The sequence below is a fragment of the Pseudomonas germanica genome, from assembly GCF_019614655.1.
GTDB classification, from domain to species: domain Bacteria; phylum Pseudomonadota; class Gammaproteobacteria; order Pseudomonadales; family Pseudomonadaceae; genus Aquipseudomonas; species Aquipseudomonas neuropathica.
Map to the genome: position 1 here is coordinate 4,146,644 of NZ_CP071586.1, position 20,922 is coordinate 4,167,565.

Sequence of the window (20,922 nt, forward strand, 5' to 3'; positions counted from 1 at the left end):
CTATCTCCCACAGATTGAATCAGCCGATTTCCGATGCACGCTTAACCGCTGCGCGAATGCGGGGATAGGTTCCGCAACGGCAGATATTGCCGGAGAGCGCCTGATCGATATCGCTGTCGGTGGGTTTGGGGATTTTCGCCAGCAGCGCGGCAGCAGACATGATCTGCCCCGACTGGCAGTAACCGCACTGCACCACGTCAAGTTCGGCCCAGGCTTGCTGCACCGGGTGCGAACCGTCGGTGGACAGCCCTTCGATGGTTAGAATTTTCTGGCCATGGGCCACGGCGGTCGCGGGCGTAATGCAGGCGCGCAACGGCGCCCCGTCAACGTGCACGGTGCAGGCCCCGCACTGGGCCATGCCGCAACCAAATTTGGTACCGGTCAAGTGCGCGACATCGCGCAGGACCCAGAGCAACGGCATGTCCGCGGGGACATCGAGCTCCTGATCCTTGCCATTGATATTCAAGGTCAGCATCGGGGAATTTCCTCAGACTCACGGTGTTCTGAAGGGGCGCCGCTGTGGCCATCAAAGCCTACGCGCGCCTCGGCTTATCCCTTTCAGCAAAGCCTAATTTGCGCACGAAGCCAGACGTTGCGACCACCGGTCATGCAGATGTCGACTTTAATCCTACAGTTGATAACGGCTCGCACTGAGCCATCGCAGTGGAAAACTCGTCATGAGCGAAACCGGTCCGCGCTGACCGCGCGGGTTACCCATCAGATTGGTCTGGAGTTGCGAACATGGGATTTGTCACCAGCAAAGACGGCGTCGAGATTTTCTACAAAGACTGGGGCCCGAAAGACGCGCCGGTGATCCACTTCCACCACGGCTGGCCGCTCAGCTCGGACGATTGGGACGCACAGATGCTGTTCTTCCTCGGCAAAGGCTTCCGGGTGGTTGCCCATGATCGCCGTGGGCATGGACGTTCGAGTCAGGTCTGGGACGGGCACGACATGGATCATTACGCCGACGATACGCTGGCTGTGGTTAATCATCTGGGCCTGAAGAACGTCGTGCATGTCGGCCATTCGACCGGTGGCGGTGAGGTGATTCATTACATTGCCCGGCATGGTCAGGACAACGTTGCCAAAGGTGTGCTGATCAGCGCGGTACCACCGTTGATGGTGCAGACCGAGAGCAATCCGGGTGGGCTGCCGAAATCGGTATTCGATGACTTTCAGGCGCAACTCGCGGCGAATCGCGCGCAGTTTTATCGCGACATTCCGACCGGGCCGTTTTATGGCTACAACCGGCCCGGGGCCACGCCATCGGAAGGGATTATTGCCAACTGGTGGCGTCAGGGCATGATCGGCGGAGCGAAGGCGCACTACGATGGGATCGTGGCGTTTTCGCAGACCGATTTCACCGAAGACTTGAAGAAGGTCACGGTGCCGGTGCTGGTGATGCATGGCGAGGATGATCAGATTGTACCGTATGCGGATTCAGGGCCGTTGTCGGCGAAGTTGCTGCCCAATGGCACGCTGAAGTCGTATCCGGGGTTCCCCCACGGGATGCCGACGACGGAGGCAGAGACGATCAACGCGGATCTGCTGGCGTTTATTCGCGGCTGAGATCATTGGCAGCCATACACTTCCCCCCTGTGGGAGCGAGCCTGCTCGCGAATGCGATCTGTCAGTTGAACTTGAGCTGTATGACCCACCGCATTCGCGAGCAGGCTCGCTCCCACAAGGGGGATGTGATTGGGCTCACGTCCATTATTCCTCCATGCGCCCCGTGCTTTCACGATCACGCTCGTAGTGGTGAGCCAGTGGCAGCGCCGGTAACCACGACTCGCGGCGAATCGTCCAGAGTTCGTAGGTAGGTTTGAACTGATTAGGCTCATCGAGCGATCCGATGTTGACCTCTACTTCATCTGCCGAACGTGTGAACACCGGTGAGCCGCAACGCGGGCAGAAAAAGCGCCCGTTGTAGTCGCGGGTTTCGCCGGTGACCTTCAACGCATCCTCGGGAAATATGGCCGAGGTGTGAAAGAGCGTGCCGTGGCGTTTGCGGCAGTCGAGGCAGTGGCAGATGCCGACTCGGTAGGGCTGACCTGTCACTTCGAAACGGACATCGCCGCACAGGCAACTGCCGGTCAATAGATTCATGTCGCACCTCCTCTTCAGAATTTGAAATTAGCGACAGCCCTCACCCTAACCCTCTCCCAGAGGTAGAGGGAACTGACCGCGCTGAATGTGCAAGTTGCACCGACTTGAAATACCGAGTCGGACTCAGGTTTGAAGAGCACAAAGATCAGCTCCCTTTCCCCCTCGCCCCCCTGGGGAGAGGGCTGGGGTGAGGGGGAAAAATCTCACAGACTCACGCAAAACAGAAAGCCGCCACCAACCGACATTGCCCATGTGTAAACGTCATCCGGTTATCACGTTTAAAGCACACAAACCGTTACGCCATCCTCCCTACAACACCTTGCGTCGTTACCTACGCGTACGCCAGAATCCGCCGGCTTACACGGCTATGTGCGGGGCTATATCGTTTGCCTGTCACTGCAAAACAGTGATCGGGTTTGGTAGCCCGCGTCGGTACCGCCGTATGGCGCCACCTTATTCAGTCTCTTTATTCGCGGCTGTGTTTTATATGGTGGACATGCGTGGGGCTCATTCGTGAGCGCCGGGTTTCCGTATCGACCGGTCTACCAACCCGCGCATGGCCGCCACCCTTCGTTTGGTAGCGAGAGTGATGGCTCCTATTTATATCGATACGAGACTTCATCTATGTTCAAAATTACGCCCAACCCACCACAAACCGATCCAATTCCCCACGATCCGTCACTTGACCCGCAAAAGGTCAAAGAGGCCACCGACCGCGCCCTCGACTACTACCTCCGGCCCGAAGCACTAGGGGCGCCGCCAAGCTCACCCAAGTTTCGCCCGGTCTATTTGGTCGACCCCACGCTGGATGACGAAACCCTACTGGTCGAAGCCTGTGAGTCGCTTTCCTACGCCCACTCCATGGCCGGTAACATCGCCAACTCGATAGGCGGCCCGGAGCGCAAACCGCTGCTGGCGCTGCAACAGGTGATCATGCTGAACGAGCTGCTGGTCAATCGCCTGCTGGACAAGCTGCGCGTGCCACAGTAGTCACCCAAAGGATGAGTGCAGGGTTACCCCTCCACTCATTCCATGGATTGATGAGCAGAATTCATCAAGCCATCCTGATTTAGCCGTCTAGTGCCCCCCCGTCACCTCGCTTACTGTGCTCCCCACGCCCAACGGGAGATCGACATGCACAAGCGCACACGCGGCAACCGTTCACTCGAAGTATCCGCCCTCGGCGTTGGCTGCATGGACCTGAGCTATGGCTATGGCTCGACCACCGCTACTCAGGACATCGCAGAACCGCAAAGGATGGAGCCTTTCACGATGGCCACTGACACACGCAGCAGCGCTGCCCTTCCCGCACTTATGGCGTTCTGCCTGATCGTTGGGTCGATGTTCAGCGCTACCACTCAAGCAGCCGAGACACCGCAATCCATGACCACTCCGCAAACCACCGCACAGGCCCTGTCGGGTAAACAACAGACGATTCCACTGATTGCCGCGTTCATGGCGACCAGCGACATGCGCAACCTCAACTCGGCGCTCAACCAGGCACTCGACGCCGGCCTGACCATCAGCGAAACCCGGGAAATTCTCGTGCAGCTCTACGCCTATGTGGGTTTTCCGCGCAGCCTCAATGCCTTGAACGAGCTGATGACGGTGGTGCAGGTACGCAAACAACGCGGCATCGAAGATGCGCCGGGGCGTGAGCCGGGCCGGGCGATTCCAGTTGGGGATGAACTGCTGGCCAGCGGCACCGCGAATCAAACGAAAATTTCGGGCGCCCCGGTCAAAGGCCCGGTGTTCGAGTTCGCCCCGGTTATCAACCAGTTCCTGCAAACCCACCTGTTCGGCGACATCTTCGAGCGCGACAACCTTGACTGGCAAAGCCGTGAACTGGCGACCGTCGGGGCGCTGGCTGCAACGCCGGGCGTAGAATCGCAACTGCGCGCGCATATGGCGGCGAGCCTGCGCGTCGGGCTCAGCGCGGCACAGTTGGCCGAGGTCACTGAGCTGCTGAAAAAGCACGGTGATGCGCAAACCGCCGAACGTGCAAATGCAGCGCTCAAAGAGGCTTTGGCGGCTTCGAAAAAATGACCGAAAAATGGACCTGATATCGATTTCTCAAAAATATCGGCGTTCGGAGTTGTGTGGGTGCGCTGATCTACAAACCCTGGCTTGCGATCAGCGTCCATACTGTGGTTTTTCAGAAGTCGGGACTCCGCCATGCCCTCCCCCGAATCCAGCCTTTTGCAGAGCTGGCACGACAACGCTGATGTCTGGATCGAGGTGATACGCAGCGGCGCCATCGAAAGCCGTCAGCAGGTTACCGATCAAGCGATTTTGTTGGCGATCATGGGCCGGCAGCCGCAGCGTGTGCTCGACCTCGGCTGCGGTGAAGGCTGGCTGTTGCGGGCGCTGGCGGATCGGGGGATTGATGCCGTCGGGGTGGATGGCGATGCGCGGCTGGTCGAAGCGGCGCGTCTGGCGGGGGCGGCGCGGGTGCATGTTGCGAGTTACGAAGCGCTGGTCGATGGCAAGGTCGATATCGGTCGTGACTACAACCTGGTGTGCGCGAATTTCTCGCTACTGCATCAAGACATAATTCCGCTGCTTGCCGCGATGAATGCCTTGCTTGTTCCCACAGGTGTTGTGGTCATTCAGACACTGCATCCATGGTCTGTCGCGGCAGGCGATTATCAGGATGGCTGGCGCGAAGAATCGTTCGCGGGATTCAAAGGTCAGTGGCAGCCGATGCCGTGGTATTTCCGCACGTTGTCGAGCTGGTTGAATGCGCTGGACATGGCCGGGTTCCAATTGGCCGGTTTGCAGGAGCCACAGCATCCGCAAAGTCCAGTGCCGCAGTCCTTGCTGATGGTTGCCGAGCGCCGCTGAGATTTCAGAAACACCATCAATCATTGTGGGAGCTGGCTTGCCAGCGATGGCGTCGGGTCAGTCAACATTGATGTTGAAGGTGCTGGCCTCATCGCTGGCAAGCCAGCTCCCACAGTGGTTTGGGTGTGCCAGGAATTTGTGACCACCATACAAACCTGTGGGAGTGAGCCTGCTCGCGATGACGGTATTTCAGGCGACATCAATGTTGAATATCAGACCGCAATCGCTTGCAGGCAAGCTCCCACAGTGGTTTCGGGACCACGGATGCGGTACTGCGCCAGCAGGCGCATGACGTAGCCAATCTTGATCAGGGTCGGGCCGAGGATGGTCAGCGAATGCATCGCCACCAGCAGCGCAATCGGCATGTGGCCGTTGTAGAGATACGCGCCGTATATGCCAGCGAGCAGCATGAGCAGACCAGCGACGAGGATTTTGCTCGACAGGTGCAGAACGTTCAGCGGGCTTTCAAAGAAAGTGAGCATGGTGGCGTACTCCTGAGCGGTTCGTTTAGGTAAGTTGAGTACATCAAGTCTCGTGCCCGATTTTCAATTCAATAAAATCAGTTTGTTGCACGATAACGAGTCAATTTGACACAAGCCGGACGCAGTCAATTCGACCTGAAACCTTGTCATTACGACTACATAAAGACACGGTAAGAAAATCCGGTCTGCGGCTCGGTGTCTCCGTCGTCAGGATTTCCAATGCTCGGCAATTGTCGATCTACGGCACCGGCAATCGACCAAGGACTGACTACGCTGTAAATCCAGCTGTCTAACCTGCCGAGGATGACTGCCATGCAACGCTTTCAAAAACTCACCCCTTGCCTTTGGTTCGACGATCAGGCCGAAGCCGCTGCGAAGTTTTACTGCTCAATCTTCGATCACGCGAAAATCACCGGCCTGACCCACTACAGCAAGGTCGGTCAGGAATTTCATGGCAAACCGGAAGGTGCGGTGATGACCGTCAGTTTCGAACTCGACGGCCAGACCTTCACCGGCCTTAACGGTGGGCCGATGTTCAAATTCAGCGAGGCGATCTCGTTCCAAGTCAATTGCCAGAATCAGGAAGAGGTCGACCATTTCTGGGGCAATCTGTCCGAGGGTGGCCCCGTCGAAGCCCAGCAATGCGGCTGGCTGAAAGACAAGTTCGGCGTGTCGTGGCAGATCGTGCCGGTGGCGTTCATGCACATGATGCTGGATGCCGACACCAGCAAATCGCAGCGAGCGATGCAGGCCATGTTCACGATGAAAAAACTCGACATTGCCGAACTCGAACGGGCCTTTGCCGGCCAGAGCTAATACAATGGCGCCCTGGCCTGCCGGGAATAACAACGATGAAACACGCTGCCGCCAAACACCCTGAAAAAGCCCCGCGCTTCTGGCGCGACGCGGCGCTGCCGTTCATTGAAGCGCGGGCCATCGCCGATGGCCGCGAGGTCTGCTACGCGCGGCATTCCCATGCGCACTTTTCCATTGGCGCGATCACCGCCGGTCGCAGCACCTATGTGCATGAGCAGGCGCAGTTCGAGGTCGCGGCGGGCACTGTGGTGCTGATGAACCCCGGCGATGTGCATGCGTGCAATCCGATCGATGATCAGCCGTGGTCGTATGTGATGCTGTACGTGGAAACGCCCTGGCTGACGGATTTGCAGCATCAGTTGGGCTTTGCCGGTGATCTGCAGTTTCGGCGTTTTTCCACCACTCACCTTGATGACACTGCGCTGTTCAACGAACTGAACGGGCTGTATCAAACGTTAGTCGACCCGCAACAGGATGTGCTGCGCAAGCAAAGCGCGGCGGTGGAGTTTTTCAGCGACCTGCAACTGCGTTTGAACCCCGCCGGCCCCTCTCTGCGCGAGCCAAATTTCAAACTGGAACGCGCTGCCGATTTCATCCGCGAGCACTGCACCGAAGTGCTCAACCTCGACGACATCTGCGCCGCTGCACAGCTTTCACCGTCGTACCTGATCCGCGCCTTCAAACAGCATTACGGCATGACGCCCCACGCATTTTTGGTCAACCAGCGCATCCAGTTCGCCCGCGAGCGTTTGCGCAGCGGGGAGTTGATCGCTGATGTGGCGCTGGAAGCCGGGTTTGCCGACCAGGCGCATTTTCAACGAGCGTTCAAGCAGCATCTGGCGGCAACGCCCGGCCAATATCGCGGCTGACACCTCATCTGAAAATCAACACTTCCCCCCGTGGGAGCGAGCTTGTTTGATCGTTCCCACGCTCTGCGTGGGAACGCAGCCCGGGACGCTCCGCGTCCCTTCCAGAGCCGAACGCAGAGCGTCCGTTGAGGCATTCCCACGCGGAGCATGGGAACGATCAATCGCTGGCCAACACATTCAGATATTGACATATCGGTAAATTCCGATATCGTCGCGGCATGGAACTACTCGAAATCTTCAAAGCCCTCTCGAACCGCACACGCCTGGAAATCCTCAAAGGCTTGAAGGATCCCGAGAAACACTTTCCTCCCCAGGACGAAGGTGACGTGCATACGGTGGGTGTTTGCGTCAGCAGTATTCAGGAAGGCGTCGGGCTGTCGCAGTCGACGGTGTCCGATTACCTGGCGACGCTGCAACGCGCCGGCCTGGTCGAAGTCAGGCGTATTGGGCAGTGGACCTATTACAAACGCAACGAAGCAGCGATCAGCGCGCTGGCCGAGATCATCGGCAGCGAGCTGTAATTTTTTGCCCCACGATATCGAGAATTCCCGATATCCCTTTTTACCGAAACGAGGAAATGCAATGAAAGCGATGATCCTTACTTCATTTGGCGGCGCGCAATCGTTCGAACTTTGCGAGGTACCCAAGCCAGTGCCACAAGCGGGCGAAGTCCTGGTACGGGTGCACGCTACCTCCATCAACCCGCTGGATTATCAGGTTCGCCGTGGCGACTATGCCGATCTGGTGCCCCTCCCCGCCATTACCGGGCACGACGTCTCCGGCGTTGTCGAAGCGGTCGGGCCGGGGGTGACGGCGTTCGGGCCGGGTGACGAAGTCTGGTACACCCCGCAGATTTTCGACGGCCCAGGCAGTTATGCCGAATACCACGTGGCGGCCGAAAGCATTATCGGCAAGAAGCCGCCCGCACTGAGCCACCTTGAAGCGGCAAGCCTGAGTCTGGTTGGCGGCACGGCGTGGGAAGCGCTGGTCGTGCGGGCGGCGCTCAGAGTCGGCGAGAGCATTCTGATCCATGGCGGCGCGGGTGGCGTCGGTCATGTCGCAATCCAGTTGGCCAAAGCCATCGGCGCGAAGGTTTTTACTACCGTGCGTGAAGGCAATTTCGAGTTCGCCCAGCGTATGGGCGCCGATGTGCTGATCGACTACGAAAAGGAAGATTACGTCGAGGCGATCCTGCGCGAAACCGCTGGCCACGGCGTCGATGTGGTGTTCGATACCATCGGCGGCAACACCTTGGCGCGCAGTCCTGACGCGCTTGCACAGCTTGGCCGCGTGGTGTCGATCGTCGACCTTGCCCAGCCACAAAACCTGATTCAGGCCTGGGGCAAGAACGCCAGTTATCACTTCGTTTTCACCCGGCAAAACCGCGGCAAGCTCGATGAACTGAGCGCATTGATCGCGAACGGTCAGTTGCGCCCGCACGTTGGCGCGGTCTATGCGCTGGCCGACATCGGCCTCGCCCATGCCCGGCTGGAGACGCCCAACAACGGCCTCCAAGGGAAGATCGCGATTGCTGTCGTGCCGTCGTCTCAAGTCGACAATCGCTGAACTCACTTCGAGGAGAACATCATGGTTTACGAGATCGCTCTACTACCCGTTCACCAAGAACAAACTGAAGCGTTTCGGCGTGCGTTCGCCGAGGTCGAGCCTTTGCTCAAACGGGCAAAGGGTTACGGCGGCCACCTGCTCGCGCCAGGAATCGAAACGCCTGAGGTGTTCAATTTGATTGTGCGCTGGCAATCCCTTGAGGATCACACGCCGGGGTTTGAAGCGAGTGAAGACCATCGGCTGTTCATGCTGGGCCTGGAGGAGTATTTTTCGGACGAGCCGAAGGTCTGGCACATCGAAGGTGGCGCGTTTCAGCAGCCATTCAACTAATCAATCTCTCGGCTACCCGTGATCCATTGTAGGAGTGAGCCTGCTCGCGATAGCGGTCTATCAATCGACATTTATATTGACTGATACACCGCTATCGCGAGCAGGCTCACTCCTACAGGGTTTACGGTAGCAGCAGGTATATCGCGCTGACGGCCAACAACCCCGCCATCACCCGATTGAACCAACGCATTCCCGCCGCATTGCTCAAATACCCACGCAAAAACGTCCCAGCATACGCCCAGCAGCCGACCGACAGATAACAAATCACCAGATACACCGCCGCAAACTGCCACACCAGCCGCGCCTCGCCATCAGCGACAAACGCGCCCATACCCGCGACGCATGCCAGCCAGGCTTTCGGGTTGAGCCATTGCATCACCGCGCCATACAGCATCGATGGCGCCCGCCCTGACTCACCGGCATTCAACTGTCCGTCATCCATGGCCAGTTTCCACGCCATGAACAGCAGAAACGCCACGCCGGCCAGTTGCACCACACGGGTCATGAACGGCCAGAGCTTCAACACCTCATGCAGGCCCAATCCCATCAACACCAGCAACAGCACAAACCCCAGCGTCGCTCCGGCAACATGCCGCTGACTGGCGCGAAAACCGAACTGCGCCCCGGAACTCAACGCCACGATATTCACCGGCCCCGGCGTGATCGACGCAGCCAACGCAAAAGCCGCCATGGAAACAATCAGACTCATCGCACACCTGCTTCAAATCGAGGAACAAGGTGCTCACGGTAGCGAGCACCCGGTCCTCGGTATTGAAGAAAATGCCCCTGTGATCCTGATCGTTCCCACGCTCTGCGTGGGAATGTAGCCCGGGACGCTCCGCGTCCCTTCCAGAGCCGAACGCAGAGCGTCCGTTGAGGCATTCCCACGCAGAGCGTGGGAACGATCAAACGACACAAATCCCCTGTGGGAGCGAGCCTGCTCCGGGCGGCGTTCCGACGAAAGCGGTGGGTCATTCAGCACTGCATTGCCAGGACGACCCCATTCGCGAGCAGGCTCGCTCCCACATAGAAGCTGTGTTCAGTCCAAACGCGGCACGGTGAAGCGGAACTCGCTGCCCTGCCCCGGTTCACTCTCGGCGAAGATCCGCCCGCCATGGGCTTCGACGATACCTTGGGTGATGTATAACCCCAGACCGGTGCCGGTCGGATTGCCCTCTTTCACCGTCCAGTAACGGTCAAAGACGTGCGGCAGATGTTCCTTGGGAATGCCCTCGCCGCTGTCGCGCACAGTGAAAACGATATCATCGCCGACCGACGTGGCATGCACGCCCACCGTGCCCAGGCGCGGGGTGAACTTGATCGCGTTGCCGACCAGATTAGACAGCACCTGAAACAGCCGCTCGGGGTCGGCATGGATACGCAGATCGGGGTCGGCGGCGAAGGAAATGCTGATGTCCTTGTCCAACGCCAGCGGCGCGAGCAACGCCTGCGCCTCCTCGAACATCTGCCCGACATCGAGTTTCTGCGGGGTGATGGAGTAGCGCCCGGCGTCGATTTTCGAGGTATCGAGCAGGTCCTCCAACAGCGTATTCATGCGCCCGGCGGCCTGCTGCATGGTGTCGATGGCCGTGGAGATCCTGCGCGAAGTGTGCGGGCCGTCGGAGCTGAAAGCCTTCTGCATCATGCCGCAGAGCATCGAGATCACGGTCATCGGGTTACGCAGATCGTGCGACACCACCGCCACCAATTCATCGCGGGCGCGCACCGCTTCCTGCTCACGGCGGACCTGCCGGGCCAGATCGTTTTCCAGTGCCGAACGGCGCAGATCATTGGCGGCGAACAAATCACCGTGGCTCCACTTGGTGGAGATCCCGGCCATCTCTACTTTCCAGATTTCGAACGAGGTACGCGGGCGCAAACGCAGGCCGGCGCCGGAGTTTTCCAGGTCCAGCGGCTTGCGCGGATCGCCGCTCCAATTGATGTTCTCCTTGACCTCGGGACGGAACCAGAACACACCGTTGTCCACCGGTTTCGGCAAGCTCATGGCGAGCACGCCGCTGGCCACCTGCTGATACTGCGCGGCCGGCGGGTAGACGCTGGCCAGGTGATGACTGGCAAACACTGGCTCGCCGCTGTCCTGCAGCCACTTGTGCAAGGCGCGAATGTCTTCCGGTTCCGGGCAGTTGCCGTAACGGTGCAGTTGTTTGTCTTCGATGATCGCGATGCCGCCGGCATTGGTCAGCGCCATCAACGTCTGCGGTTGATTGGCCAGACCGTCGAAGACATTCTGCGGCGAGTCGATCATCGCCTGATTGAGCAGCGCCAAGGCTTCGACTTTTTCTTCACGCTGACGGCTGATCTCCAGCGCTTCCATGGCGCTAATCTGCAACGACAGTACCTGGCCGATGGTCTGGCACGCCGCACGCAACTCATGCGGCACGTGCAGTGGCTGACGATTGCCGCAACTGATCAGGCCCCAAAGCTTGTCACCCTTGAGCAGGGAAATGCTCATCGACGACAACACGCCCATGTTTTTCATGTACTGGCAGTGGATCGGCGACACACTGCGCAGGGTGGCGAAACTCAGGTCCAGCGGCGTGTTCGTGTCCGGGCGCAGCTTAGGCACCAGCGCTACCGGTTGGTAGTCGGCATTGGGGATGATCCGCAGCCAATTGGTGCGATACAGCTCACGCGCCTGTTCGGGAATGTCCGACGCCGGGAAAAACAGGCCATTGAACACTTCCATCGACGGGTCGGAGGCTTCGGCGATGACCTGACCGTGGCCCTCCTCCTCGAAACGATAGATCAACACCCGGTCGTAACCGGTCATGGCCTGAATTTCCTTGACGCTGATGTCATACAGCGCCTGCAACGTGGTGGCCCCTTGCAGACGCTGGAGCATGCGCCCCAGATGCGTTTGATTGCCGGCGACATTGCGCGGCTGGAAATTTTCCACGTGGATTTCCAGCTCCAGAATCAGCACACCTTGATGGCGGTGCAGCAAACCCTCGAATGCCGTGCCGTTGAGCCTGAAGCGCAGCGGCTGCACATCGGACAGCGACGGTTGCAGTAAAGCTTCGCGCACTTGCGCCGCTTCGGCGTCGCCGATCAGGCTTTCCAGTGGCTGGCCGATCAGGCTTTGCGGCACCCGGGCCAGCAGGCTTTCGACGTTGGCGCTGACCTGAATGATCGCCAATGCAGGTTCGCTCAGGGTCAACAGCAAGCCGTGGGGCTGGATCGCACCGGGGAAACGAATCGGCTCGTCGGCACAGTTGGCCAGCAGTTCTTCAAAGGCTTCTTTGTCTTGCGGGTTCATGCCAGTACCTCCCGGCTTTCGAGCCAGCGCTCGAAACAGCTGAATGTGGTTTGTGCGGCGGTGACGACAGCGCCGCGCTCGGCGGCGCTCATTGGCCGACTGCCGAGGTATTCGATAAAGTCACGCCAGCGCCGGCCCGTGGCGGCGCCGTAGATATCGAGAAAAGCCGCGCCGTTATCGGCTTCCAGGCCTAACCGCGTCGAGATTTCCCGGCGCAGAATCTGCCCGCCCAGCGTCGCCCCCTCGAGGACGTAGAGCACGCCAAGGCAGGCAGCGCTTGAGTCGATGACCGGCAACTGCTCGCACTGCGGCAGGTTTTGCAGCGCTTCGGCAGATACGCCCAGCGCGTGCAGATCAGTGCGCAAGGTTAGCGCTTTGAGTCGAGGCGTCAGATCAAAATCGGCAGGAATTGCATCACTGCGGAGCAAGGCGTTTTCCAGCGGCAGATAGAAGCAGTAATAAGCCTGCATCAACCGCACAAAAGCCTGGGTATCGAGGGTATCGGAGAAAAAAGGAAGGCGTTTTTCCAGTGCGATGTGCAGTTCGGCAGTGCCGGCTCGCAGATCTTGCAGCACCGGTGGCACATAAACTTCACGGGCCTTTGCTTGCATGTAGATCGCTCTTGGTGGGGCCGCCGGGGGCCAAACGGGGTGAATGCAACGTCGGTGAAATTTTACACGGCTATCGCGGTTTCTGACCGGCCGGATAGATATTTCTGCCGAAACCATCACCCTCTCAGTCATTCAGAGTGAAGGCATCTGCAAAAAGTTCGACCGCGTTGCCCAACGGCACCGGGCGCTGTACCGCGACAGCGCCGCGTGACTGTATGGGTCTGAGCGCCCGGAGGCTGTGCTAAAAATATCGCTCTCGTTTCTGGAGTGCCGTCATGGATCTCGCCACGCTCATCCTGTTTCTTCCGGCCTGCTTCGCCCTGAACATGGCCCCCGGGCCGAACAATCTGCTGTCGGTCAGCAACGCCACGCGTTATGGCTTTCGCCGCGCCTGCACGGCGGGCATCGGACGGATTCTGGCGTTCGCCGGGATGATCGCACTGGCCGGTGCCGGTCTCTCAGTGGTGTTGCAGACTTCGGAATGGTTGTTCCATGCGATCAAGATCGTCGGCGCGGCGTATCTGTTGTACCTGGCCTGGCAGTTGTGGCGGGCCAATCCCGAGGCCGAGCAGCAAGTAACAGGCGGGACCGTTGGCTTCTTTGCTTTAGCACGACAGGAGTTTCTGGTGGCGGCGGGCAATCCGAAGGCGATTTTGCTGTTCACCGCGTTTCTGCCGCAATTCGTCGACCCGGCGCGCCCGGTGGCGGCGCAATTCGCCGTACTCGGCGTGCTGTTCCTTTTATTGGAGTGGATCGCCATCAGCGCCTACGCCTGGATGGGCCTGCACATGCGCCGCTGGTTCGCCGAGCCGCGCGGCAAACGGATCTTCAATCGTTGCTGCGCAGGCCTGCTGTCGGCGGCGGCTTCGGTGCTGTTGATGGCCAAACGCGCTTAAGCCTCGGACGGGCCTTTGAGTTCGACCTGATTGCCGTCCGGGTCGAAGCAGTACAGCGACAGCCCTTTGCCCTCGGCGCCGAAGCGTGACTCGGCTTTGGCCACGCTCAAGCCGAAGGATTGCAAGTGCGCGCGCAGTGCTTCTTCGTCGAACGGCTCGATGCGCAGGCAGAAGTGATCGACGTTACGCCGTTCGCTGCCGGCCGCCCCGCCGCCCTTGCGGCCGAGTTCGCCTTGCAGGTCGACGAGGTCGATCATCGACGTGCCGGCGCGCAGGTGTATCAGGCCCAACGGTTCGTTGCGCTTGACCACTTCGGCACCGAACACCTGGCTGTAGAAGTCGATGCTGCGCGGCAGGTCCGCGACGCGCAGGACGATGTGATCGATATGCTGGATGGAAAACGGATGCATCGGACACACCTCAACAAACGGTAGGAGCTGCCGATAGCGGCGATCTGGGATTTTGGGACGCGGAGCGTCCCGGGCTGCATTCCCACGCAGAGCGTGGGAACGATCAAGATCGCAGCCTGTGGCAGCTCCTACACGGTAGTTCAGAGGGGTTGAAAATTCACTGTCGATTTTTCGGTGGAGCCATCGACAAACTGGTTTTACTCTCAGCCCATGAACATACAAACCGCTGTCCTGCCGCCCCACGCCGAGATGGTTCGCGCCATGCTCGAACGCGACACTGCCTACGAGGGCGTGTTCTTCACGGCCGTGAAAACCACCGGGATCTTCTGCCGCCCCAGTTGCACGGCGCGCAAACCGAAACCGGAGAACGTCGAGTTCTTCGCCCACGCCGACGACTGCCTGTCGGCGGGCTATCGCGCCTGCCTGCGCTGCAAACCACTGGATGCCGCAGCCATCGCCCCGGACTGGGTGCAACGGCTGCTCAACGCCGTGGACGCCGATCCGGAGGTGCGCTGGAGCGACGCACAATTGCTCGCTAAAGGCATCGAGCCGCTGAAGCTGCGGCGCTGGTTCAAGCAGCATTTCGGCATGACCTTCCATGCGTGGCTGCGCACGCGCCGCTTGGGCATGGCGCTGGGCGGGATCAAGCAAGGCATCTCGATTGATCACGCCGCGTTTGATTCGGGTTATGAATCGCTCAGCGGTTTTCGCGATGCCTTTCAGAAGTCCTTCCACATCACCCCGGGCCGCGCCGGACACAGCGAGCCGCTGCTGTTCACCCGGTTGACCACGCCGCTGGGGCCGATGATTGCCATGGCCGAACGCCGTGGCCTGGTGTTGCTGGAGTTTCTTGATCGCCCGGCACTGACCCGCGAAGTCGAGGAATTGCAGAACCGCTACGGTTACGCGGTGGCGCCGGGGCACAACGCGCATTTGCAGCAGATCGAGGCGCAACTGGCGCAGTATTTCGCCGGCCAGCTGAATACCTTTACCGTGCCATTGCACCTGCCCGGCAGCGAGTTCGCCCGGCAGGTCTGGTCGGCGCTGCTGCAAATCCCTTACGGCCACACCAGCACCTACGGCGCCATCGCCGCCGGTTTGGGCAAACCCGGCGCCAGTCGCGCGGTCGGCCTGGCCAACGGGCACAATCGGCTGTCGATTGTGGTGCCTTGTCATCGCGTGATCGGCGCGGATGGCTCGCTGACCGGCTATGGTGGTGGGCAGCCGCGCAAAGCGTTTCTGCTGCGACTGGAAAACGCCGCCGTGCAGCTCACGCAACCCCTGGCATTCTGACGAATCGAATCAACTGACAAGAAGGATTTTTGATGAACGCGCTCGCTACGCAGTTTCACCAGTTGCACCAGCAAGGCCTGTTGATGCTGACCAACGTCGGCGACGCCACCGGCGCGCGACTGGTCGAGCACCTGGGCGGTAAAGCCGTGGCCACCAGCAGCGCCGCAGTGGCCTGGGCCCACGGCTACCCGGACGGCAACGCTCTGCCCCTCGAACGGCTGGTGTCGACGGTAGAAGCCATCGCCCGGGTGATCAGCGTGCCGTTGACCGTGGACGTCGAGGCCGGTTATTCCGACGACCTCGGGCGCGTGGCGGAAGTGTTGGATGCGGTGATTGCGGCGGGTGCTGTTGGCATCAATATCGAGGACGGTTCTGCGGATCCGGAGTTGCTCGCGCGCAAGATCGAAGTGGCACGTCAGGTGGCCAACAAGCGCGAGGTGCAGCTGTTCATCAATGCGCGCACCGACGTCTATCTGAAAAGCCTGGTTCCGGCCGAAGATCGCGTCGCCGAAACCCTGCGTCGCGCTGCGTTATATCAAGCGGCCGGTGCCGATGGCCTGTTCGCGGCGGGCGTCACGAGTGCCTATGAAATCGAGGCAATCTGCAAGGGCACGGCGCTGCCGGTCAACGTGCTTGGCTTCGCGTGTTTGCCGTCGCCTGAAGAGCTGCTGGCGCTGGGCGTACGCCGCTTGAGCGCCGGCTCCGGCATTGCCGAATTCCTCTATGGCGCGATGGGCGGGCTGGTGAAAAGCTTTCTGGCCAGCGGCAAACTCGACAGCCATGAACTCAAGGCGTTCACCTACGGCGAAGTCAACGGCTTGCTGAAATAAATGGCTGACGACTATCAAGCGGCCAGCGCGTTTCTGGCCGCGCTTGATCCGCACTGGCGGCGCCATATCGAAGCGATCGGCCGGTGCCTGCATCAACCGCATCCGGCGCGCGATCCTTATGAGTCATTGGTGCGGGCGATTGCTTATCAGCAGCTGCATGCCAAGGCCGGCGATGCGATTGTCGGGCGCTTGGTGGGACTGTTTCCGGGGCAGTCATTTCCGCGTCCCGAGCAGATTCTTGCGACTGATTTCGAACGCATGCGCGGTTGCGGGTTTTCGGCGAGCAAGATTGCGACGATTCAGAGGATTGCTCAGGCGACGCTGGCGGGTGTGGTGCCGGATTACGCTACGGCGCTGGCGATGGATGACGAGGCGTTGATCGAGCGTTTGGTCAGTTTGCGCGGGGTGGGTCGCTGGACGGTGGAGATGTTGCTGATCTACAGCCTGGAGCGCATGGATATTTTGCCGGCGGATGACTTTGGTGTGCGCGAGGGTTATCGGCGATTGAAGGGGCTCGAGGTGCAGCCGACGCGCAGACAGATGGTCGAGATTGGTTTGGCGTGGCGGCCGTATCGGACGGTGGCGGCGTGGTATTTGTGGCGGGTGCCTAAACCGTTGCCCTCACCCTAGCCCTCTCCCAGAGGTAGAGGGGACTGATTGGGGGATATTGGAGATTTACACCGACCTGAAATAGCATCTGTGAATCCACGATCGACAAGACTTCTCAAACCTATAATCGACTGCCCTCACTAGCTCTCTCCCAGAGGCAAAGAGGACTGATTGGGGGAGATGGGAGATTTTACGCCGACCTGAAATAGCGTCTGTGAATCCATGATCGCCAAAACTTAGATCCATAATCGACCGGATTTCTCAGGTCGATGGATGACGCAAGACAACTCGGTCAGCCCCCTCTCCCTCCGGGAGAGGGCTGGGGTGAGGGGCCTTTGACTGTATCGCACTGTATATCCCGAAGCCGCAGACACACCAAAAGCACAATCCCCACACCGTCGACACACACCCGATACACCCCAACGCTGAAATGCCCCGGTCGATTTCACTCAACTCACCGGAGCTGCATCATGACCGCCACCCTTTCAACCGCCATCAAAACCCTGCACCTGAACCTCGACCGCGCCGGCACCTGGCTCGCCCCTCTGACCCTGCGCCTGTTCATCGCCTGGGAATTCTTCGAATCCGGGCTGGAGAAACTCAACGGGCAGAACTGGTTCGAAGACATCCAGGACAGATTCCCCTTCCCATTCGATCAACTGCCGGCAACGCTGAACTGGGAACTGTCGATGTGGGCCGAACTGATCTGCGCACTGGCGATTCTGCTTGGCTTCGGCACGCGCATTTCGGCGGTTTCGCTGATCGTGGTCACCGTCGTGGCGACCGCCGCCGTGCACTGGCCCGCAGACTGGTCGTCACTGAGCGAACTGGCGCAGGGGTATGCGATCACCAACAAAGGCTTCGGCAACTTCAAGCTGCCGGCGATTTACCTGGCCGCGCTACTGCCGCTGGTGTTCGCCGGGGCGGGCAAGTTGAGTGTCGATGCGTGGCTGGCGCGGGTGTTCTGGAACCGAAGCACCCGCTGAGGCTCAGTGCGCTCGATCAAGCCCCACCAGCAACGCGCTATCGCGACTGTAGATGTCCGGTGAGTAGCGCACGCGGCCGCTGCTGTCGACCTGGGCCGTCCAGTAGGTCATCAGGATCGGCACCGGTGCCGACAAGCGAAATTCGTGAGTGGTGCCGGTGGCCAGCAAGGTTTCGGTGCGGGCCTTTTCCGCCGGGGTGAGCAGCAGATCACGCAGTTGCATTGGGTGTTCGACCCGCACGCAACCGGAGCTGAAAGCGCGTGGTCCTTTTTCGAACAGCGCCTTGCTTGGCGTGTCGTGCAGGTACACCGAGAACGGGTTGGGGAAGCGGATGACCATTTGCCCCAACGGATTACGCGGCCCGGCGTCCTGACGCAGCATGATGTTGCCGGGGTTGTCCCAATCGATGTCCGCCGCCGCCAGCGGCTGCCCGTTGGCGTCGAGCACTTGCAGGTTCTGCCGGCTGAGGAAGGTCTGGTCCTTGCGGATTTCCGGCAGCTTGTCTTCTTTCCAGATGGTCGGCGGCACGGTCCAGGTCGGGTTCAGGGTCAGGCGTGTCACCCGCGATTTCAGCAGCGGCGTCTGGCGTTCGGCTCGGCCCACCTGAGTGCGCGTCTGCCACACCGGTACGCCGCCCTGATACAGCGTCAGTTCCGCGGCGGCGACGTTGACCAGCAAGCCATCGGGCTCCATGTCCTGAGCCATCCAGCGGAAACGTTCGAGGTTGACCCGCAACTGCTCGCGACGGGTCAGCGGACTGATGTTGAGTTCGGCAATCGTGCCCGGCCCGACTACACCGTCAGCCTGCAGCGAATGGTTGGCCTGAAAACTCTTCACGGCGTCGACCAGCACGCCGTCATAAGCATTGCCGGGCGTACCAACGACCTGAGTCAGATAACCTTCGTTGTAAAGACGCTGGGCCAGTTCCGGCACGCGTTTGTCTTCCATGGCCGGGCGCAACAGCGGCCCGCTGCCCACCGCCTGCCATTGCGGCAAGGCTTTGAGCCGTTGCGCAGCGTAGAGCTGACGCAGGTCCTGATATTGCGCCAGGCGCGGTCGGGCCAGTTCGAACGCGGCGGGAATGTCGTGCATGCCCGGTACCGCGATGGCCAACAATTCCGCCTGACGGTCGCGTGGGGTGGCGTCGGCATGCCACAGCGGTTCGAAGTGTGATTGCAGCAAGCTTCCGTAATGCAGATCCTGCAGGGCCTGGAGGTAGTTGCGGCTGATGTCGATGTCGGCACACAACTCGCCATCCTGCGGCGCTGTGGTCGCGATCGGATAGCGTTTTGGATTGAGGCCATCATCGGCCAACAACTGTAATTGCGCCTGCAACATCGGCAATCGCGCAGATTCACTCGCCCACACCGGCATCCAGTCCTGCTGCTGATAGAAGGCCTGCAATTGCGTCAGCGCCGGGCCGTTGAGATGCGCGGCAATCGCCGGGCACGACTGCGGCAGATTGATCATTACAGCCTGCAACGGACTTTGCGGCTCGACCGGCATTTCTGCCGGTGGCGTCGGCAGTGTTTCCAGCGGCGGCAGCGGCTCATCGGCACAAGCGACAAACGGCGCAGCGAGCAAACAAATGCTCAAGTAGCATGCGTACTTTTTGAACAACTGCTTTACTCCAATCCATGGCCGTCCAGATGATGGCCAACCTTACATCAGGTGCGCTTGAGAGTCAGGCTCGATCGACGGGCTTGCGGGTATTGACTGGGAGTCAGGAGCCAAAGTGCCAAATAAGTAGCAAGTGAGGACACTTTATAAAATGTTGACGTTTTTGCGCCGACTTCTGTTGACTGCCACCGCTCTCGTCGTGACCAGTCCAGTTTTTGCCGCCGGCAAACCATCGCCGGTTCTCTACACCAGCCTCGCGCACGCCGCGCCAGAACTCAATCCCCAAGCGCTGAAAGGTGCGTTGAACGCCATGCAGTGCGCGGTCAACAACGGTGCGAAACCGTCCCGCCATCTGGCGATCATCGACTATTCGCAGCCATCCACCGAACGCCGTCTGTGGATCTTCGACCTCAACAAAAAGAAACTGGTGCTGCGCGATCTGGTTGCCCACGGCTCCAACTCCGGGGAAAACTTCGCTACGCAGTTTTCCAATGTCGAAGGCAGTTACCAGTCGAGCCTTGGCCTGTTCCGCACGCAGGAAAGCTACAGCGGCACCCACGGTTATTCGCTGCGCATGGACGGTCTGGAGCCGGGTTTCAATGACATGGCCCGCGATCGCGCGATCGTCATTCACGCCGCCAGTTATGTGAATCCGTTGTGGAGCAAGAAACAGGGGCGCATCGGCCGCAGCCAGGGCTGCCCAGCGGTTCGGCCACAGATCGCCAAGCAGGTGATCGACCGGTTGAAGAATGGCCAGTTCATGTTTTCGTGGTACCCGGATCAGCGCTGGCTGAAGTCGTCGCCGTACCTGAACTGCCAGCCGCAGCAGGTGGCGAGCATCCTCAACACCCACGCGAGCTGACGGCACAACCTGTAACCCTGTGGGAGCTGGCTTGCCAGCGATAGCGGTGGATCAGTCAATGAAATTTTGACTGTGCAGGCCTCATCGCTGGCAAGCCAGCTCCCACGAGGATTTGAGTTGAGTCTGGAAAATCTTCGTACACCGTTTCATTACAACTTTGTCATTCAGCTGTCGGTTTGCCGTGCGGATCGCTCGGTAGCCTGAAGTTGTCCCGGCGCCAATGCCGATCAACTCCGACCACTGAGTGACTGACCATGAAAACCCTTCTGCTCGCCTTCACCGCCCTCCTCGCCACCGGCAGCGCGTTCGCCGCGAACATGCCCGACACCGCCGTGATTCATGACAAATCCGGTTTCTACGTCAATCTGGATGTCGACAAAGTCCTGTCCAGCACCGATATTTCACAAGCGTGTGGCGTGGTCCCGGCGCAATTGAATTACCTCGACCATCAGGGCCGCGAACATGTGCTGGACTATCAGGTACAAGGCAGCGGTTGCATCAATGACCATTGA

Annotated in this window: 24 protein-coding genes; 16 read left to right on the top strand and 8 right to left on the bottom strand. The window is 59.8% G+C overall.

All coding sequences use genetic code 11. The features are described 5' to 3' along the window. Positions 1-19: 19 nt before the first annotated feature. Positions 20-475, bottom strand: coding sequence for a (2Fe-2S)-binding protein (locus J0G10_RS18125; protein ID WP_003224136.1), 456 nt, complete (start codon positions 473-475; stop codon positions 20-22). A 266-nt stretch (positions 476-741) separates the two neighbouring features. Here J0G10_RS18125 and J0G10_RS18130 point away from each other — a divergent pair, with 266 nt between their 5' ends. Continuing rightward, complete coding sequence (locus J0G10_RS18130; protein ID WP_095118413.1) at positions 742-1,572, top strand: alpha/beta fold hydrolase; 831 nt, start codon at positions 742-744, stop codon at positions 1,570-1,572. Positions 1,573-1,716: 144 nt separating this feature from the next. On the opposite strand, the gene J0G10_RS18135 is transcribed toward J0G10_RS18130, so the two are convergent. After that, a complete protein-coding gene (locus J0G10_RS18135) occupies positions 1,717-2,109 on the bottom strand; it encodes a GFA family protein (RefSeq protein ID WP_220556393.1) in 393 nt (130 codons plus the stop codon). A 624-nt stretch (positions 2,110-2,733) separates the two neighbouring features. Between J0G10_RS18135 and J0G10_RS18140 the strand changes: the two genes are divergently transcribed. The 3 genes from J0G10_RS18140 to J0G10_RS18155 all read left to right on the top strand — a co-directional run bounded on the left by J0G10_RS18140 (position 2,734) and on the right by J0G10_RS18155 (position 4,953). Then, positions 2,734-3,099 carry a DUF6124 family protein gene (locus J0G10_RS18140; RefSeq protein ID WP_220556394.1) on the top strand — a complete coding sequence of 122 codons (366 nt, stop codon included), beginning with the start codon at positions 2,734-2,736 and terminating at the stop codon, positions 3,097-3,099. A 282-nt stretch (positions 3,100-3,381) separates the two neighbouring features. Continuing rightward, a complete protein-coding gene (locus J0G10_RS18150; protein ID WP_095124707.1) occupies positions 3,382-4,155 on the top strand; it encodes a carboxymuconolactone decarboxylase family protein in 774 nt (257 codons plus the stop codon). Between the two features lie 129 nt (positions 4,156-4,284). Beyond that, a complete protein-coding gene (locus J0G10_RS18155; protein WP_095124603.1) occupies positions 4,285-4,953 on the top strand; it encodes a class I SAM-dependent methyltransferase in 669 nt (222 codons plus the stop codon). A gap of 212 nt (positions 4,954-5,165) precedes the next feature. On the opposite strand, the gene J0G10_RS18160 is transcribed toward J0G10_RS18155, so the two are convergent. Continuing rightward, entirely contained in the window at positions 5,166-5,435 is a 270-nt protein-coding gene (locus tag J0G10_RS18160) for a transmembrane sensor/regulator PpyR (RefSeq protein ID WP_220556395.1), read from the bottom strand. 312 nt (positions 5,436-5,747) lie between these two features. On the opposite strand from J0G10_RS18160, the gene J0G10_RS18165 reads away from it, so the two are divergent. The 5 genes from J0G10_RS18165 to J0G10_RS18185 all read left to right on the top strand — a co-directional run bounded on the left by J0G10_RS18165 (position 5,748) and on the right by J0G10_RS18185 (position 9,016). Continuing rightward, on the top strand, positions 5,748-6,251 hold the full coding sequence (locus J0G10_RS18165) for a VOC family protein (protein ID WP_095124601.1): 504 nt from the start codon (positions 5,748-5,750) through the stop codon (positions 6,249-6,251). 35 nt (positions 6,252-6,286) lie between these two features. Further along, a complete protein-coding gene (locus tag J0G10_RS18170) occupies positions 6,287-7,120 on the top strand; it encodes an AraC family transcriptional regulator (protein WP_220556396.1) in 834 nt (277 codons plus the stop codon). A gap of 218 nt (positions 7,121-7,338) precedes the next feature. Next, positions 7,339-7,641, top strand: coding sequence for an ArsR/SmtB family transcription factor (locus J0G10_RS18175; protein WP_077572353.1), 303 nt, complete (start codon positions 7,339-7,341; stop codon positions 7,639-7,641). Between the two features lie 61 nt (positions 7,642-7,702). Beyond that, positions 7,703-8,686 (top strand): zinc-dependent alcohol dehydrogenase family protein, encoded by a 984-nt coding sequence (locus tag J0G10_RS18180; protein WP_220556397.1) that lies wholly within the window; start codon positions 7,703-7,705, stop codon positions 8,684-8,686. Between the two features lie 21 nt (positions 8,687-8,707). Continuing rightward, a complete protein-coding gene (locus J0G10_RS18185) occupies positions 8,708-9,016 on the top strand; it encodes an antibiotic biosynthesis monooxygenase family protein (RefSeq protein WP_095047923.1) in 309 nt (102 codons plus the stop codon). 121 nt (positions 9,017-9,137) lie between these two features. Here the strand turns inward: J0G10_RS18185 and J0G10_RS18190 are convergent, their stop codons facing one another. From J0G10_RS18190 to J0G10_RS18200, 3 genes are all read right to left on the bottom strand, one after another. Beyond that, a complete protein-coding gene (locus tag J0G10_RS18190) occupies positions 9,138-9,725 on the bottom strand; it encodes a LysE family translocator (protein WP_095047924.1) in 588 nt (195 codons plus the stop codon). A gap of 330 nt (positions 9,726-10,055) precedes the next feature. Further along, the gene (locus J0G10_RS18195) at positions 10,056-12,293 is read right to left on the bottom strand and encodes an ATP-binding protein (RefSeq protein WP_220556398.1); all 2,238 of its coding nucleotides are present in this window, start codon (positions 12,291-12,293) and stop codon (positions 10,056-10,058) included. Further along, the gene (locus J0G10_RS18200) at positions 12,290-12,904 is read right to left on the bottom strand and encodes a biliverdin-producing heme oxygenase (RefSeq protein WP_220556399.1); all 615 of its coding nucleotides are present in this window, start codon (positions 12,902-12,904) and stop codon (positions 12,290-12,292) included. Before J0G10_RS18200 ends, J0G10_RS18195 begins: the two co-directional genes overlap by 4 nt. A 275-nt stretch (positions 12,905-13,179) precedes the next feature. On the opposite strand from J0G10_RS18200, the gene J0G10_RS18205 reads away from it, so the two are divergent. Beyond that, positions 13,180-13,800 (top strand): LysE family translocator, encoded by a 621-nt coding sequence (locus J0G10_RS18205; protein WP_095124596.1) that lies wholly within the window; start codon positions 13,180-13,182, stop codon positions 13,798-13,800. Here the strand turns inward: J0G10_RS18205 and J0G10_RS18210 are convergent. Further along, positions 13,797-14,210, bottom strand: coding sequence for a VOC family protein (locus J0G10_RS18210; RefSeq protein WP_095047928.1), 414 nt, complete (start codon positions 14,208-14,210; stop codon positions 13,797-13,799). The genes J0G10_RS18205 and J0G10_RS18210 overlap by 4 nt on opposite strands. Positions 14,211-14,420: 210 nt before the next feature. Here J0G10_RS18210 and J0G10_RS18215 point away from each other — a divergent pair, with 210 nt between their 5' ends. The 4 genes from J0G10_RS18215 to J0G10_RS18230 all read left to right on the top strand — a co-directional run bounded on the left by J0G10_RS18215 (position 14,421) and on the right by J0G10_RS18230 (position 17,928). Beyond that, a complete protein-coding gene (locus tag J0G10_RS18215) occupies positions 14,421-15,503 on the top strand; it encodes a bifunctional transcriptional activator/DNA repair enzyme AdaA (protein WP_220556400.1) in 1,083 nt (360 codons plus the stop codon). A gap of 32 nt (positions 15,504-15,535) precedes the next feature. Beyond that, positions 15,536-16,333: an isocitrate lyase/PEP mutase family protein gene (locus J0G10_RS18220; RefSeq protein WP_220556401.1), complete on the top strand. Its 798-nt coding sequence runs from the start codon at positions 15,536-15,538 to the stop codon at positions 16,331-16,333. Then, the gene (locus J0G10_RS18225) at positions 16,334-16,963 is read left to right on the top strand and encodes a DNA-3-methyladenine glycosylase family protein (protein ID WP_220556402.1); all 630 of its coding nucleotides are present in this window, start codon (positions 16,334-16,336) and stop codon (positions 16,961-16,963) included. A 449-nt stretch (positions 16,964-17,412) separates the two neighbouring features. Next, positions 17,413-17,928 carry an HvfX family Cu-binding RiPP maturation protein gene (locus tag J0G10_RS18230; protein ID WP_095047932.1) on the top strand — a complete coding sequence of 172 codons (516 nt, stop codon included), beginning with the start codon at positions 17,413-17,415 and terminating at the stop codon, positions 17,926-17,928. A gap of 3 nt (positions 17,929-17,931) precedes the next feature. Here the strand turns inward: J0G10_RS18230 and J0G10_RS18235 are convergent, their stop codons facing one another. Further along, positions 17,932-19,548, bottom strand: coding sequence for a L,D-transpeptidase family protein (locus J0G10_RS18235; protein WP_220556403.1), 1,617 nt, complete (start codon positions 19,546-19,548; stop codon positions 17,932-17,934). A 151-nt stretch (positions 19,549-19,699) separates the two neighbouring features. On the opposite strand from J0G10_RS18235, the gene J0G10_RS18240 reads away from it, so the two are divergent. Both J0G10_RS18240 and J0G10_RS18245 read left to right on the top strand, forming a co-directional pair. Then, positions 19,700-20,410, top strand: coding sequence for a murein L,D-transpeptidase catalytic domain family protein (locus tag J0G10_RS18240; RefSeq protein ID WP_095047934.1), 711 nt, complete (start codon positions 19,700-19,702; stop codon positions 20,408-20,410). 254 nt (positions 20,411-20,664) lie between these two features. Beyond that, positions 20,665-20,922 carry a DUF2790 domain-containing protein gene (locus J0G10_RS18245; RefSeq protein ID WP_064389346.1) on the top strand — a complete coding sequence of 86 codons (258 nt, stop codon included), beginning with the start codon at positions 20,665-20,667 and terminating at the stop codon, positions 20,920-20,922.